Consider the following 13,403-nt stretch of genomic DNA (forward strand, 5'->3'; position numbering starts at 1 on the left):
CACTCCGTAGGGCGGTCGGGGTCAGTGGCTGCGATAGGCCACCTGCGTGGCCAGCTGGGAGAACTCCTGATGCCAGGCCTCGTCGAGCCCCGAAGCGGCCAGCGACGCACAGGCCTTGTCGACCAGGGCCGCGATGGTGCGCTCCACGGCGGCGCGCACCCCGGTCTCCTCCAGCACCCGGCGCAGCTCGTCCACGTCCCACGGCTCGCCGTCCCGCCGCTCCAGCAGGGCGGCGGTGCGCGGGTCGCGCTCGGCCGCCATGGCGAGCAGCAGGGTCATCTTGTGCTCGGCGAAGTCCAGGCCGGTCGGCTTGCCCGCGTCCTCGGTCGAACCGAAGGCGTCGATCAGGTCGTCCCGCAGCTGGAACGCCTCGCCGAGCGCGAGCCCGTACCCCTCGAACGCGGCGGCCATGTCCGGGCGGCCCGCGAGGGTCGCGCCCAGCACGAGGGGGCGGTGGATGGTGTAGCGGCCGGACTTCTGCACGGCCACCCAGCGGGACAGCTTCGGGTCGACGACGCCCTCGGCGGCCACCGCCATGTCCAGGTGCTGGCCGATGACGAGCTCGGCGCGCATCTCGTTCCACACGGCGCGGGCGGGCGCGGGCAGCCGCGCCGCCAGCTGGTCGGCGTAGACGAAGGCCAGGTCACCGGCGAGTACCGCGATGCCCTCGCCGAACCGCCGGGACTCGCCCTGCCAGCCGTTCGCCCGGTGCTCGGCCATGAACACCTCGTGCACGGTGGGGGCGCCGCGGCGCAGCGCGGAGTTGTCGGCGATGTCGTCGTGGATCAGGATGAACGTCTGGAGCAGCTCCAGGGCGGCCGCGGCGTCCACGGCGACCGGGTCGCCGGGACTGCCGCCCGCGGCCAGGAACCCGCTGAGGCAGAACGTCGGGCGCAGCCGCTTGCCGCCGCTGGCGAGGAACGCGTCAAGCGCCTCGACTGGCCGTGCCGCGCGTGGATTGAGCCCGTACCAGCGCTGCTGCTCGCTCGCGATGAGCCCGCGCATCCGGTCCTCGACCTGGGCCAGCAGCCCGGCACGGGTCGGCCGGATCGCGGACTCGGTGACGGAGTATTCGGTGGTGGGGCGGTGGGCGACGGTCGTCATGGAAAGCCTTCTTCGCTGTGGGGTGCGCCATAAGGGCAGGCGGGTGGCGTACGGGGAATACGAGGGGTGTATCCGAGAAGGGGGCGGCGGCACGGCCGCCGAAATGTCAGGCGGCGCTTTCAGCGTTCTCGGTGAGCGAGGCGGGAAGGCCGAACACCTGGTTCTCGACGGCGGACTGCTCGATCTCCAGGTCGACGTAACCGAATTCGGCGAGCCGGTCGAGTACCTGCTCCACCAGGATCTCGGGGGCGCTGGCGCCCGCGCTGATCCCGATGCTCTCGACCCCCTCCAGCCATTCAGACCGCAGATCCGCGACCTCCGGCACCAGATGGGCCGCCGTGCCGAGTCCGCGCACCACCTCGACCATGCGGATGGAGTTGGAGGAGTTGGTGGAGCCCACCACCAGCACCAGGTCGCTGCGGGCGGCGATCGCCTTCACCGCGTTCTGCCGGTTCTGGCTGGCGTAGCAGATGTCACTCTTGGCGGGCGCGTCCAGTGTGGGGAAACGTTCGTGCAGGGCGTCGATGATGTCGGAGGTCTCGTCGAGCGAGAGCGTGGTCTGGGACAGATAGGCGAGGTTCGCGTCGCTCGGCAGGTCCAGCGCGGCCACCGCGTCCACGTCCTCGACGATGATCGTACGGTCGGGCGCCTCGCCGAAGGTGCCCTCCACCTCCTCGTGGTCGGCGTGCCCGATCAGCAGGATCGTCTTGCCGTCACGGGCGTAACGGCGGGCCTCCTGATGCACCTTGGACACCAGCGGGCAGGTCGCGTCGATGACGTCGAGGCTCCGGCCCTGCGCGTTGGTGCGCACCGCCGGGGACACCCCGTGGGCGGAGAAGACGCACACAGCGCCGTGCGGTACCTCTTCTTCCGAATCCACGAATATCGCACCGCGCTGCTGGAGAGAACGCACCACATAGTGATTGTGGACGATCTCCTTTCGTACGTAGACAGGCGCTCCGAACTTGTTCAGCGCCTCCTCGACGATGGAGATGGCGCGGCGCACACCGGCACAGAATCCACGTGGCTCGGCCAGAATCACCTTCTTGGTACCGGCGGAATTCTGTGAGTTGCTCGGCTTCGTCATCTCTGGCGTCTCCCGGTTCGGCGGTTTCGGCGGTGCTGTGGTTCGAGGTGATGCGAGAGTGCCGACCGACGCGAAGACGCGTCAACGAAATCGAGTGCGCACGCCCCGTCCCACCGCTGAAGCCCCCTTTCTCTGCCTGAGTGCTGCCACAGCCGCCCGCCGCCGCACCCGTCCTGCCAGCCCCTGCCCGGCAGCCCGCCGCCGCCTTGCCATGGGCTTGCCATCACCCGCCTTTAGCCGCCCCTTGGCGGGCTGTGCGCACAGTGGCCCATGACCGACTCGCCCGCGCCGTCGGAGCCACGGCAGTTGCTGATGGAGCTGCTCCAGGCCAGGTTGTCCGCGCTGCCGATGCCCGCGGGCGCGCCTGAGCTGCACGCGGAGCGGCTGCTCGCGTTCCTCGGCGGCCGCGACACGGGGGCGATGGCGGAGATACCCGAGGAGATACCCGGCGCGGTCCGCCCCGCGCCGGGTGACCGCGCGGCTCTGGTGGACGCCGCCCTGCTCTCCGTCATCGAGGCCTTCGAGTCCGTCGCCCCCGGCGCCCCGGCCACTACCCCGGAGCCGGGCACGCACCCCGGAGCCTCCGACCAGGCCGCACCCTGACCGCACCCGGTCGAGCCCCGCCCGGTACCGCGTCCACTCGGTACCGCACCCGGTCGAGTCCTGTCCGGTACCGCACCCGGTCGAGCCGCACCCGGTCGAGCCGCGCTCGATCGCGCCGCGCTCAGTCGCGCCGAAGCTGGTTGAGCCGCACCCGGTCGATCCCCCTGGGGTGCGCCCGCGCGCCCCGAAGACCGCCAAGCGCCGCGTCCCCCGGCGCCCCACCCCCTGGAGTCGCCCGGCATGACCATCGCCGTCCTGCTCGCCGAACCGAACCCCGCGCACCGCGCCGCCCACACCGCTCTGCTGGCCGCCGAGCCCGACATCGAGGTCCTGGCCGCCTGCGTCGACTGCGCCGCGGCCCGCGGCGCGGTCGAGCGGCTGACGCCCGACGTGCTGGTGGCGGATCTCCATCTGCCGGGCGTGGGCGGCGTCGAGCTCACCCGCGGCGTGACGGCGGACGGACGCCTCCGCACCAGAGTCGTCGTCCTCGCGGACAGCGCGGACAGCGCAGGCAGCGCACCCAGCGCGGGCGGCGCAGGCGGCGCGGGCAGCGCACCCAGCGCGGGCAGCGCACCCAGCGCCGCGCACGGCCTCGCCTTCACCGCGCTCAACGCGGGCGCGCGCGGATTCCTCTTCAAGGACACCGACGCCGCCTGGCTGCCCCGCGCCGTCCGCGTCGCCGCCGACGGCGGGGCGTTCGTCTCCTCGCGGATCACCAGATCGCTGATCGACCAGTGCCTGTGGCGGGTCGCACCCCCCGCCCTGGACGAGCTGACCCCGCGCGAGCGCGAGGTCCTGTCCCTGGTCGGCACCGGCCTGTCGACACAGGAGATCGCCGACCGCCTGTTCGTCTCGCCGATCACCGCGAAGACCCACGTCCACCGCACCATGGTCAAGCTCGGCGTGCGCAACCGCTCCCGGCTCGTCGCCATCGCCTACGAGAGCGGCCTGGTCCGCCCGCGTACGCCCCGCCCGCGTACGTCCCGCCCCAACGCCGTGGCGCTCCCCGTTTAGGCAGGTGCGGGGCACGCGTTTAGGCACGCGCAAGGCACGCGCAAGAGCCGCGGCCAAGACTCCGCTCCGTCCGGCCGACCGCCGTGCCACTGTCGCAGACGGGGGATCTCATGATCAGCAGACGCTCACTCATACGCACCGGCGCCGGGCTCGGCGCGGCCGCCGCGCTGCCCGCCGCCAGCGGCGCGGCTCTCCTGGCCGGGGCGGGCTCCGCCGCCGCCGCGCCCGCGTGGAACGGCCTGCGCGACCGGCTCGCGGGCGACCTGGTGCTGCCCGCGGACTCCGGCTACGGGCAGGCGGTCCAGCTGCACCAGGCCAAGTTCGACGCCGTGGGCCCCCAGGCCGTCGCGTACTGCACCAGCGAGGCCGACGTCGCCGCCTGCATCCGCTTCAGCCAGGACAACGACCTCGCATCGGCGGTGCGCAGCGGCGGCCACTCCAACGCGGGCTACTCCACGACGCCGGGTCTGGTCATCGACGTGTCGCGGCTGAACTCGGTACGGGCCAGCGGCCGCACCGTACGGTTCGGCCCCGGCACCCAGGGCGTCGACATGGTCAACACCCTCGCCCCGCTGGGCCTGCAGGCCCCCTCCGGCACCTGCCCGACCGTCGCCATGGGCGGCTGGATGCTGGGCGGCGGCTTCGGCCCCGCCTCGCGCAAGTACGGCCTGGGCGCCGACCGGCTGGTGTCCGCGCGGGTCGTGCTCGCCGACGGGCGCGCGGTGCGGGCCTGCCCGTGGTCGCACAGCGACCTGTTCTGGGCGCTGCGCGGCGGCGGTGGCGGCAACTTCGGGGTCGTCACCCAGTACGAGATCCGGCCCGTGCGGACCCCCGTGATGACCCTGTTCAACCTGGCCTTCGCCTGGGACGACGCCGTCGACCTCGTACAGGCCTGGCAGAACTGGCTGCCGAGCGCCCCGCGCGAGCTGACGACGCAGCTGCTCATGGTGTGGCAGACGGACGCGGGCGGCACCCCGCACGTCATCCTCACCGGCACGTACGTGGGCACGAAGTCGTCCGCCGACACCGCGCTCGACAAACTCGTAGGCGCGGCCGCGCGGCCCGCGCTGAGCCGGGAGGTCGTGGAACTCCCGTACCAGCAGGCGATGATGACCGTGTTCGGCTGCGGGGACAAGACAGTCGACGAGTGCCACCGGGTCGGCTACTCGCCCGAGGCGGTGCTGCCGCGCGAGTACCACACCACGTACCGGCACGTACTCGCCGGGCAGGCCATGTCCCGCCCGGCGATCCAGGACGCGCTGGCCCGCCTGGAGAACTCGGTGCGCCCCGCGCAGTTCCGCCTGCTCGGCTTCTTCTCGTACGGCGGCCGCATCAACGACGTGCCGAAGTCCGCGACCGCGTACGTGCACCGCGACACCCTCTACGAGGTCGGCATGCAGATCGCGCTGACTGCCAAGACCCCCGGCGACGCGGACCGGGAGGCGGGGGCCGCCTGGCTGAACGGGACCTACTCCACGGTCGAGCCGCACTCGAACCACGAGCTCTACCAGAACTTCGTGGACCCGGCGGTGAGCAACTGGCGCGAGGCGTATTACGGCCGGAACCACGGCCGTCTGGTGTCGGTGAAGAAGACGTACGACCCCTACCGCTTCTTTGACTTCGCCCAGGCCGTCTGAGGGCCGGACACGAGAGGACAGATGGCCGGACAGATGGCCGGAAACCATACCGAACACAAGAGCTGCTTTAGCGCATCCGATGATGTTCGGATCATGCGTCACCAGACCGGGCAGTCAAGGCCGATCGGGCATCGGCGTCGAAAGAGGTCGCATGAGCTTCGTCGAGGGAACGCGTCGTTATGTGTCGCTGCGGGAGCGCACCGAGGAACTGGCCGCCCTGCGCGACCAGGTGGTGCACGGGGCCGATGAACGCGCCACTCAGGCCCAGCATGCCAAGGGCAAGCTGACCGCCCGCGAACGCGTCGAACTCCTCTTTGACGACGGGACGTTCACCGAGATCGAGGGACTGCGGCGGCACCGGGCCACCGGCTTCGGCCTGGAGGACCGCAGACCGCACACCGACGGGGTGGTCACCGGCTGGGGGCGGGTGCACGGCCGGACCGTCTTCGCCTACGCGCACGACTTCAGGATGTTCGGCGGCGCGCTCGGCGAGGCGCACGCGGAGAAGATCCACAAGCTGATGGATCTCGCGGCCACCACCGGCGCGCCCGTCGTGGGCCTGTGCGACGGGGCGGGCGCCCGCATCCAGGAGGGCGTCACCGCGCTCGCGGGCTACGGCGGCATCTTCCAGCGCAACGTCCGCAACTCCGGCGTCATCCCGCAGATCAGCGTCATCGTGGGCCCCTGCGCGGGCGGCGCGGCCTACTCGCCCGCGCTCACCGACTTCGTCTTCATGGTGCGCGGCACGTCCCAGATGTTCATCACCGGACCCGACGTGGTGCAGTCGGTCACCGGGGAGTCCGTCACCCACGAGGAGCTCGGCGGCGCCACGAGCCACGCGGCCGCGTCCGGGGTCGCCGCGCTCGCGTACGACGACGAGGAGAGCTGCCTGGCGGACGTGCGCTATCTGCTGTCGCTGCTCCCGGCCAACAACCGGGAGCGGCCGCCGGAGGGCGACCGCTCCGACCCCGTGGACCGCCGCGGTGAGCGGCTGCTCGACATCGTCCCGGCGGGACCCCATCAGGCGTACGACATGCGCGCGGTGATCGAAGAGATCGTCGACCACGGCGAGTTCTTCGAGACGCACGCCCAGTGGGCGCCCAACGTGGTGTGCGCCCTGGCCCGCCTCGACGGCCGCCTCGTCGGCATCGTCGCCAACCAGCCGACCGCGCTCGCCGGTGTCCTCGACATCCGCGCGTCGCAGAAAGCCGCGCGCTTCGTGCAGTTCTGCGACGCGTTCAGCATTCCGCTGGTGACCCTCGTGGACGTACCCGGCTTCCTGCCCGGCGTCGACCAGGAGCACGACGGGATCATCCGGCACGGCGCGAAGCTGCTGTACGCGTACTGCAACGCGACCGTGCCGAGAGTCTCGCTGATCCTGCGCAAGGCGTACGGCGGCGCGTACATCGTCATGGACTCCCGCTCGATCGGCGCGGACATCGCGCTCGCCTGGCCGTCCAACGAGATCGCCGTGATGGGCGCGGAAGGCGCGGCGGGCGTCGTCTTCCGCCGCGAGATCGCCGCCGCCGACGATCCGGACGCCGTACGCGCCCAGAAGATCAAGGAATACCGCAACGAGCTGATGCACCCCTACTACGCCGCCGAGCGCGGCCTGGTAGACGACGTGATCGACCCGGCCGAGACCAGAGCCCGGCTCGTCGACGCGCTGGACATGCTGGACGGCAAGCACGCCGACCTGCCGGGCCGCAAGCACGGAAACCTGCCGCTGTGAACGCGCGGGCGGACACGGACGCGCGGGCGGACGCAGAAGCGCGGGCGGCGGCGGTCTCGCTGCGGGTGGTCAGGGGCGACCCGACGCCCGAGGAGATCGCCGCGCTCACCGCGCTCGCCGCGCTGCTCGCCGCGCGCGTGCGGCCGCCACGGCACACGGACCGACCAGACCACAGGGGCCGACCAGGGGCGGCGCGCACGGCGCGGTCCTGGCACACGAAGGGGTTCCGGACGCCGGGCGCCTGGGCGTCGTGAACGCCTCGCGGCCTCGCGGAAACCGGCCGAAGGGGGAATTGAGGATGGACCAGGGCGGCGTGCCGCTCCTCGAGCGACAACGGGAGACCGACCTCGTGACCGCCGCGCTCGACCGCGCGCGCCAAGGCGAGGGCGGCGTGGTGGTGTTCGACGGGGCGGCCGGGCTCGGCAAGACCGGCCTGCTGCGCGTCGCGCGCGACAAGGGCGCGGCCCAGGGCTGCACGGTGCTGCACGCGCGCGGCAGCGAGTTCGAGCGGGACTTTCCCTGGGCCGTCGTACGCCAGCTCTTCGAGAGCCAGGTCGGCGGAGCGGCGCGCGGCGACCGGGACATCCCGGCGCTGTCCGGGCCCGCGGCCCTCGCCCGGCCGCTGTTCGCGTACGGGGACGGGGGAGACGCCGCGGGCGGCGGCCAGGCGCACGGGGCCGGGGGCGGTGCTCACGCGAGCCTGGACCCCGGCGTCGAAGGCGAGGTGTACGGCGCCCTGCACGGCCTGTACTGGCTGTGCCGGAACCTGTCCGCGCGGCGGCCGCTGCTGCTCGTCGTCGACGACGCGCAGTGGGCCGACGAACTCTCCCTGCGCTTCGTCGGCTATCTCGCCAACCGCGTCGACGGCGCCCCGATCGTGATCGTGCTCGCCGGTACGCTCGCCGATGACGACGACGGCGGCATGGGCGGTGACCGCGGCGGCGGCAGTGACGGCTGCGGCGGCAGTGACGGCCGTGATCTGCTGATGGCCGCCGCCACCTCGCCGTCGGCCCGCGTCGCCCGCCTCGCCCCGCTGAGCCGGAAGGCCGTCGCGGACGCCGCGGCCGCGCGGCTGGGCCGCATCGCGCACGAGTCGTTCGTCCGCGCCTGCCACACCGCGACCGGCGGAAACCCGCTGCATCTACGGGAGTTGCTGGAGGACGCCGCCACGCGCGGCATCGAACCCGACGAGGCGGCGGTCGCCGCGCTGCACCGGCTCACCCCGCGCAGGGCCGCCTGGAACGTACGCCGCAGGCTCGGCAGGCTGCCGAGCACGGTGACGGACCTGGCCGGGGCCATCGCCGTACTCGGCGCGGACGCCGAGCCGCGGCACTGCGCGCGCGTCGCCCGCATCGACCACGCGGACGTCGTCGCGGCGGCCGGTGCGCTACGGGACGCGGGCGTCCTCGGCCCCGGCGTCCCGTACACGTTCCACGGCCCGCTCGTCGGGCAGGTCGTGTACGCCGGGCTGTCCGCCCGTGAGCGCAACGCCGCGCACCGCAGGGCGGCCCACTGCCTCGCCGACGCCGAGTCGGCGCCCGCCGCCGCCGACCACCTGTGCCGCACCGACCCCGGCGCGGACCCGTGGGCCGTACGGGTGCTGCGCGCGGCGGCCCGCGAGGCGCTGCTCGCGGCCGACCCGCGCCGCGCCGTACGCCACCTGCGGCGCGCCCTGGCCGAACCGCCCGCCGATGGCGACTGCGCCCGTGTGCTCGCCGACCTCGGCGCGGCCGAGCTCAGGGCCCGGCACCCGGACTGCGTCGACCACCTGGCGGGGGCGCTGCGCGGCCTCGACGACCCGGTCGAGCGGCAGCGCGTACGCCTCGACCTGGCCGCCGCGCTCACTTCGGCGGGCCGCCCCGCCGAGGCCCGCGCCCTCCTGGCCGAACCCCTCTCCCCGACAGCCGCCCCGCACGACCACGCCGCGACCCGCTCCCTCCGGTCCGTACTGGCCTGGGCACTCCCCGACGACGACACCGCCGCCCGCGCGAGCGAGAGCGCACCCGCGGGCGTGGACGCCGCCGAGCGCGGCTCGCTTCGCGGGCCGGATGTGCGGGCGCGGGCCGCCGGTGAGGCCCTGGCGCGGGGGCTGCCCGCGCGGCGGGTGGCCCGGCTCGCCCGGTCGGCCGTCGCGGCCGGGACGCGGACGGGCGACGTACGGGCGGGCGAGCGGGCGGGCGAGCGGGACATGGAGCTGCCGCCGGTCACCGTTGCCGCCTGGGCCCTCGCGCAGTGCGATCAACTCCCCGCAGCGGAACGGGCATTGGCCGAGATCGCGCGGCGCTCCGCCGAACAGGGCCACACCCTGGCCGCGACCACGGCCGAGGCCCTGCGCGGCACGGTACTGCTGGACAGCGGCCGGATCGCCGAGGCCGAGACCGTGGCCCGCGCCGTCCTGCGTGACCAGACGGGGCCCTGCCTCACGCTGATCGCCGTGCCCGTCGCGGCCGCCGCCCTGGTGCACTGCCTCATCGAGACGGAACGCCTCGCCGAGGCCGAGCAGACGCTACGGCGCACCGGCCTCGCCGGGCAGCTGCCCGACACGGCCTTCTCCGTCCCCCTCCGCCTGGCGCGCGGACGCCTGTGGATCCGCCTGGAACGGCCCGCGGAAGGCCTGGCGGAACTGCTCGACTGCCGCGGACTCGCCCAGCGCCGGGGCTGGCTCCCCCCGTCCGCCGCCTGCGCGTACCTGCCGGACGCGGCGCACGCCCTGGCCCTGGCCGAAGGACCGCACGCCGCCCGGAAGATCGCCGCCGAGGAGATCGTACGAGCCCGGTCGTTCGGCGCTCCCCGCCCCCTGGCCGCCGCCCTGCGCACCCACAGCGAGCTGATGGGCACCGGCGATGGCCTCGCCCGCGTCGAGGAGGCCGCCGACCTGCTGGCCGCGCTTCCGGGCACCCTGGAGCACGCCCGTACCCTCGTCGCCCTCGGCTCGGCCCTGCGCCGCGCCGGGAACCGCACCGCCGCCCGCCGCCGCCTCACCGAGGGGATGGAACGGGCCCACGGCTTCGGCGCCCGCGCCCTGCACAACGCCGCGCGGGCCGAACTGCGCCTGGCCGGAGCCCGGTTGACCCGTACGACCGCCGGTCCCGCGGCGGCCCTGACCCCCGCCGAGCTGCGGGTCGCGCAGAAGGCGTCGATCGGACTGACCAACAAGGAGATCTCGCGGACCCTGTTCGTCACCGTGAAGACCGTCGAATGGCACCTCAGCCAGGCGTACGCCAAGCTCGGCATCGGCAAGCGCTCCGAACTGCCCGGCGCACTCGCGTCCGCCGCCACCGCCGGTTCCGGCGGCGCCATCGACGAACGCCGCACCGGATGATGACGACGATGCCCCGCGACCGGCGATTCTGGGGGCGGGTGCCGGGGGTGTGCCGGGGGCGCGCCGCCCGCGAGCTCGGCACGCTCTGCCAGGGAACCGTTCGATCGGACCAGGGGAGGCGACAGTGACGGTTGCGGTCAGCCCCGTGGACCTGTTCGGGAGCGGGGAAGGCGACGGGCCCGTCATCGCGCCCGAGTCCCTGGGCAGCGCCGGGTTCCGCGAGGCCCACGGCGTGCGCTACGCGTACGTCACCGGCTCCATGTACAAGGCGGTGGCCTCCGAGGAGATGATCCTGCGGATGGGCCGGGCCGGGCTGCTCGGCTACTTCGGCGTGGGCGGCCTGCGCACCGACCGCGCCGTCGCCGCCTTCGACCGCTTCCGGCGCGAGCTCGGCGACGACGGCCCCTACGGCGTCAACCTCCTGGCCAGCATGACCAAACCCGCCCGCGAGGAGGAGCAGGTCGAGCTGCTGCTGCGGCACGGCATCCGCCGTGTGGAGGCCTCCGCGTTCATGAAGCCGACCCCGAGCCTGGTGCGCTACCGGCTCAGCGGGGCACGCCGCGCCCCCGACGGCTCGCCGCACGTCCCGCACCGGATCCTCGCGAAGATCTCCCACCCCGAGGTCGCGGGCACCTTCCTCGCACCCGCCCCGCGCCACCTCGTCGACGACCTGCTCGCGCGCGGTCTGCTCACCCCCGGCGAGGCGGCCCTGGCGCCGCAGGTGCCGATGGCGGACGACCTGTGCGCGGAGGCCGACTCCGGCGGTCACACCGACCAGCGCCCGCTGGTCATCCTGCTCCCCGACGTCGTACGCCAACGCACCCTGGCCGCACGGGACTTCCCGGCCGCGGCGCGGGTGCGGGTCGGCGCCGCGGGCGGGCTCGGGGCGCCCGAGTCGGTGGCCGCGGCGTTCGTGCTGGGCGCGGACTTCGTGCTGACCGGCTCGGTCAACCAGTGCACCGTCGAATGCGGCACCAGCGAGCGGGTCAAGGACATGCTGCAGACCGCGGGCGCCCAGGACATGGCGATCGTCCCGGCGGGCGACAAGCTGGAGACCGGCGCGCGCGCCCAGGTACTCAAGCGCGGCCTGTTCTACCCGGCCCGCGCCAACAAGCTGTACGAGCTGTATCTGCGCCACGACTCGCTCGACGACCTCGACCCGCAGACCGCCGACATGCTGCAACGCCGCTACTTCCGGCGCAGCTTCGACGCGGTGTGGCAGGAGACCCGCGCCTACTACGCCGAGGCCAACCCGGCCTCGCTGGAGCTCGCCGAGCGCGACCCGAAGCACAAGATGCTGCTCGTGTTCAAGGCGTACTTCATCCAGTCGATCCGGGCCGCGATGAGCGGCTCGGAGCAGGACCGCACCGACTACCAGATCAACTGCGGGCCCTCGATGGGGGCGTTGAACAGCCATCTGCGCGGCACCCCGTGGGAGGACTGGCGGCGTCGGCACGTCGACGACCTCGCGGAGATCCTGATGCGCGGCGCGGCGCGGGTGCTCACCGAGCGGATGCGCGGCCTGACGTCAGACTGACCCTGGCCCTGGCCCTGGCCCTGACTCAGCGACTCAGCTGACCCTCAACTGGCCGAGACCGGGCGCATCGTGGCCGATACCCGCTCGTTGTGCGGGTATGGGCAGTTTTGACGGGCGAGTGGGGGAGCGCTTCGCGAAGGCGTTCCACATGACCGACGAGGCCTGGCGCAGGCACGCCAACCCCTGGAGCGTGTGGACGCGGTTCGCCGCAGTGCCCGCCCTGCTCCTGGCGGTCTGGAGCAGGGCCTGGATCGGGTGGTTCGCGCTCGTGCCCGTCGCGCTCGTCGTCGGCTGGCTGTGGCTCAACCCCCGCTGCTTCCGGCCCGTCGACACGCCGCCGCGCCAGTGGTCCGCACGCGGCGTCTACGGCGAACGCCTGTGGGTGCACGAACGCTCCCGGCTGCCGCGCCACCACCGTACGACGCTCGCCCTGCTCGCCTGGCTCGGCCCGCTCGGCGGCGTCTTCCTGGTGTGGGGCCTGGCAGCGCTCGAACCCTGGCCGGTGGCCTTCGGGTGCGCGGTCGTCGTCCTCGCGCAGCTGTGGCGCATCGACCACTTCGGCTGGGTCTACGAGCAGGCGACCACGGCCGAGGCCCCAACCGCGCAGGCCCCAGCGGCACCGGACCCAGCGGCACCGGACCCAGCCGCACAGGACCCCGCACCCCGCTGACCCGGCCCGGCCGTCCCGCCACCCCTGGGTACCCGAGTCCGGGGTCACAGGGGGTCAATGCTGGGGGTGAACCCTGGTGTCCGGCCCGCCCCGGCAGGCGAGGCTCGATGGCGCGACACGCCTCCGGACACATCCGTACCGGCGGGCGTCATCAGCCAGCGACAGCGAAGGGACGCGCCATGCCGACGCCGACCGACCAGAAGCCGCCGACCCCAGGGCTGAGCGAGGGCGAGCGCGACTACGTCGACCGCATCGCCGAGCACTACCGGGACACCGACAAGATGGCCTGGGACCACGGGTACCTCATCGGCTGGCTGATGATCAGCGACCCGGTCGAGCAGTCGGTGGAGCAGCTCGTCAAGACGCTCGGCGTCAGCCGGGACGCGGTCGACCACATCGACCGCCTGCTCACCCCGCCCGGCGTCCTCACCCGCCGCGAGCTGTCCGACGGCGAGTACGCGCTGACGATGACCACCGACGTGTGGCCCAACAACGTACGACAGGCGCTGCTGGCCATGCCGAACTTCCACGCGGTGATGCGGCACGGCCTCGAGGTGCTCGAAGACGCCCCCGACGAGCGTCGCCGCCGCCTGGTCAACATGGAGGCGTTCTTCCGCTACCTGGGACGGGAACTCCCGGCGGTCTTCGACCGGTACGAGTCCCCGGACGCCGCCAAGGCGTCCTGAGCCAGCCCGCC

General features: G+C 73.5%; 11 protein-coding genes. 9 read left to right on the plus strand and 2 right to left on the minus strand.

Going from position 1 to position 13,403, the window contains the following annotated elements; genetic code table 11:
- Positions 1 to 21: 21 nt before the first annotated feature.
- Positions 22 to 1,104, minus strand: a complete 1,083-nt coding sequence (locus ACX6XY_RS22010) for a polyprenyl synthetase family protein (RefSeq protein ID WP_460333348.1) — start codon at positions 1,102 to 1,104, stop codon at positions 22 to 24.
- Between the two features lie 106 nt (positions 1,105 to 1,210).
- A complete protein-coding gene (locus ACX6XY_RS22015) occupies positions 1,211 to 2,191 on the minus strand; it encodes a 4-hydroxy-3-methylbut-2-enyl diphosphate reductase (protein ID WP_460333351.1) in 981 nt (326 codons plus the stop codon).
- Between the two features lie 270 nt (positions 2,192 to 2,461).
- Here ACX6XY_RS22015 and ACX6XY_RS22020 point away from each other — a divergent pair, with 270 nt between their 5' ends.
- The 9 genes from ACX6XY_RS22020 to ACX6XY_RS22060 all read left to right on the plus strand — a co-directional run bounded on the left by ACX6XY_RS22020 (position 2,462) and on the right by ACX6XY_RS22060 (position 13,392).
- Positions 2,462 to 2,794 (plus strand): hypothetical protein, encoded by a 333-nt coding sequence (locus ACX6XY_RS22020; protein ID WP_460333354.1) that lies wholly within the window; start codon positions 2,462 to 2,464, stop codon positions 2,792 to 2,794.
- 240 nt (positions 2,795 to 3,034) lie between these two features.
- The gene (locus ACX6XY_RS22025) at positions 3,035 to 3,808 is read left to right on the plus strand and encodes a response regulator transcription factor (protein WP_460333357.1); all 774 of its coding nucleotides are present in this window, start codon (positions 3,035 to 3,037) and stop codon (positions 3,806 to 3,808) included.
- 110 nt (positions 3,809 to 3,918) lie between these two features.
- Entirely contained in the window at positions 3,919 to 5,445 is a 1,527-nt protein-coding gene (locus tag ACX6XY_RS22030; RefSeq protein ID WP_460333360.1) for an FAD-dependent oxidoreductase, read from the plus strand.
- Between the two features lie 151 nt (positions 5,446 to 5,596).
- Complete coding sequence (locus tag ACX6XY_RS22035; protein WP_460333363.1) at positions 5,597 to 7,177, plus strand: acyl-CoA carboxylase subunit beta; 1,581 nt, start codon at positions 5,597 to 5,599, stop codon at positions 7,175 to 7,177.
- The gene (locus tag ACX6XY_RS22040) at positions 7,174 to 7,431 is read left to right on the plus strand and encodes an acyl-CoA carboxylase epsilon subunit (protein WP_460333365.1); all 258 of its coding nucleotides are present in this window, start codon (positions 7,174 to 7,176) and stop codon (positions 7,429 to 7,431) included. The genes ACX6XY_RS22035 and ACX6XY_RS22040 overlap by 4 nt, the downstream gene beginning before the upstream one ends.
- A 44-nt stretch (positions 7,432 to 7,475) precedes the next feature.
- The gene (locus ACX6XY_RS22045) at positions 7,476 to 10,499 is read left to right on the plus strand and encodes a helix-turn-helix transcriptional regulator (protein ID WP_460333368.1); all 3,024 of its coding nucleotides are present in this window, start codon (positions 7,476 to 7,478) and stop codon (positions 10,497 to 10,499) included.
- A 124-nt stretch (positions 10,500 to 10,623) separates the two neighbouring features.
- On the plus strand, positions 10,624 to 12,036 hold the full coding sequence (locus ACX6XY_RS22050; RefSeq protein ID WP_460333371.1) for a PfaD family polyunsaturated fatty acid/polyketide biosynthesis protein: 1,413 nt from the start codon (positions 10,624 to 10,626) through the stop codon (positions 12,034 to 12,036).
- Between the two features lie 97 nt (positions 12,037 to 12,133).
- Positions 12,134 to 12,706, plus strand: a complete 573-nt coding sequence (locus tag ACX6XY_RS22055) for a DUF6653 family protein (protein WP_460333374.1) — start codon at positions 12,134 to 12,136, stop codon at positions 12,704 to 12,706.
- Positions 12,707 to 12,885: 179 nt separating this feature from the next.
- The gene (locus ACX6XY_RS22060) at positions 12,886 to 13,392 is read left to right on the plus strand and encodes a hypothetical protein (RefSeq protein ID WP_460333377.1); all 507 of its coding nucleotides are present in this window, start codon (positions 12,886 to 12,888) and stop codon (positions 13,390 to 13,392) included.
- Positions 13,393 to 13,403: the final 11 nt, after the last annotated feature.

Source organism: Streptomyces sp. O3, assembly GCF_054788135.1.

Bases quoted from the DNA above. Each gene is read 5' to 3' on its own strand.
- ACX6XY_RS22010 (WP_460333348.1), bottom strand. From the start codon at position 1,104: ATGACGACCGTCGCCCACCGCCCCACCACCGAATACTCCGTCACCGAG.
- ACX6XY_RS22015 (WP_460333351.1), bottom strand. From the start codon at position 2,191: ATGACGAAGCCGAGCAACTCACAGAATTCCGCCGGTACCAAGAAGGTG.
- ACX6XY_RS22020 (WP_460333354.1), top strand. From the start codon at position 2,462: ATGACCGACTCGCCCGCGCCGTCGGAGCCACGGCAGTTGCTGATGGAG.
- ACX6XY_RS22025 (WP_460333357.1), top strand. From the start codon at position 3,035: ATGACCATCGCCGTCCTGCTCGCCGAACCGAACCCCGCGCACCGCGCC.
- ACX6XY_RS22030 (WP_460333360.1), top strand. From the start codon at position 3,919: ATGATCAGCAGACGCTCACTCATACGCACCGGCGCCGGGCTCGGCGCG.
- ACX6XY_RS22035 (WP_460333363.1), top strand. From the start codon at position 5,597: ATGAGCTTCGTCGAGGGAACGCGTCGTTATGTGTCGCTGCGGGAGCGC.
- ACX6XY_RS22045 (WP_460333368.1), top strand. From the start codon at position 7,476: ATGGACCAGGGCGGCGTGCCGCTCCTCGAGCGACAACGGGAGACCGAC.
- ACX6XY_RS22055 (WP_460333374.1), top strand. From the start codon at position 12,134: ATGGGCAGTTTTGACGGGCGAGTGGGGGAGCGCTTCGCGAAGGCGTTC.
- ACX6XY_RS22060 (WP_460333377.1), top strand. From the start codon at position 12,886: ATGCCGACGCCGACCGACCAGAAGCCGCCGACCCCAGGGCTGAGCGAG.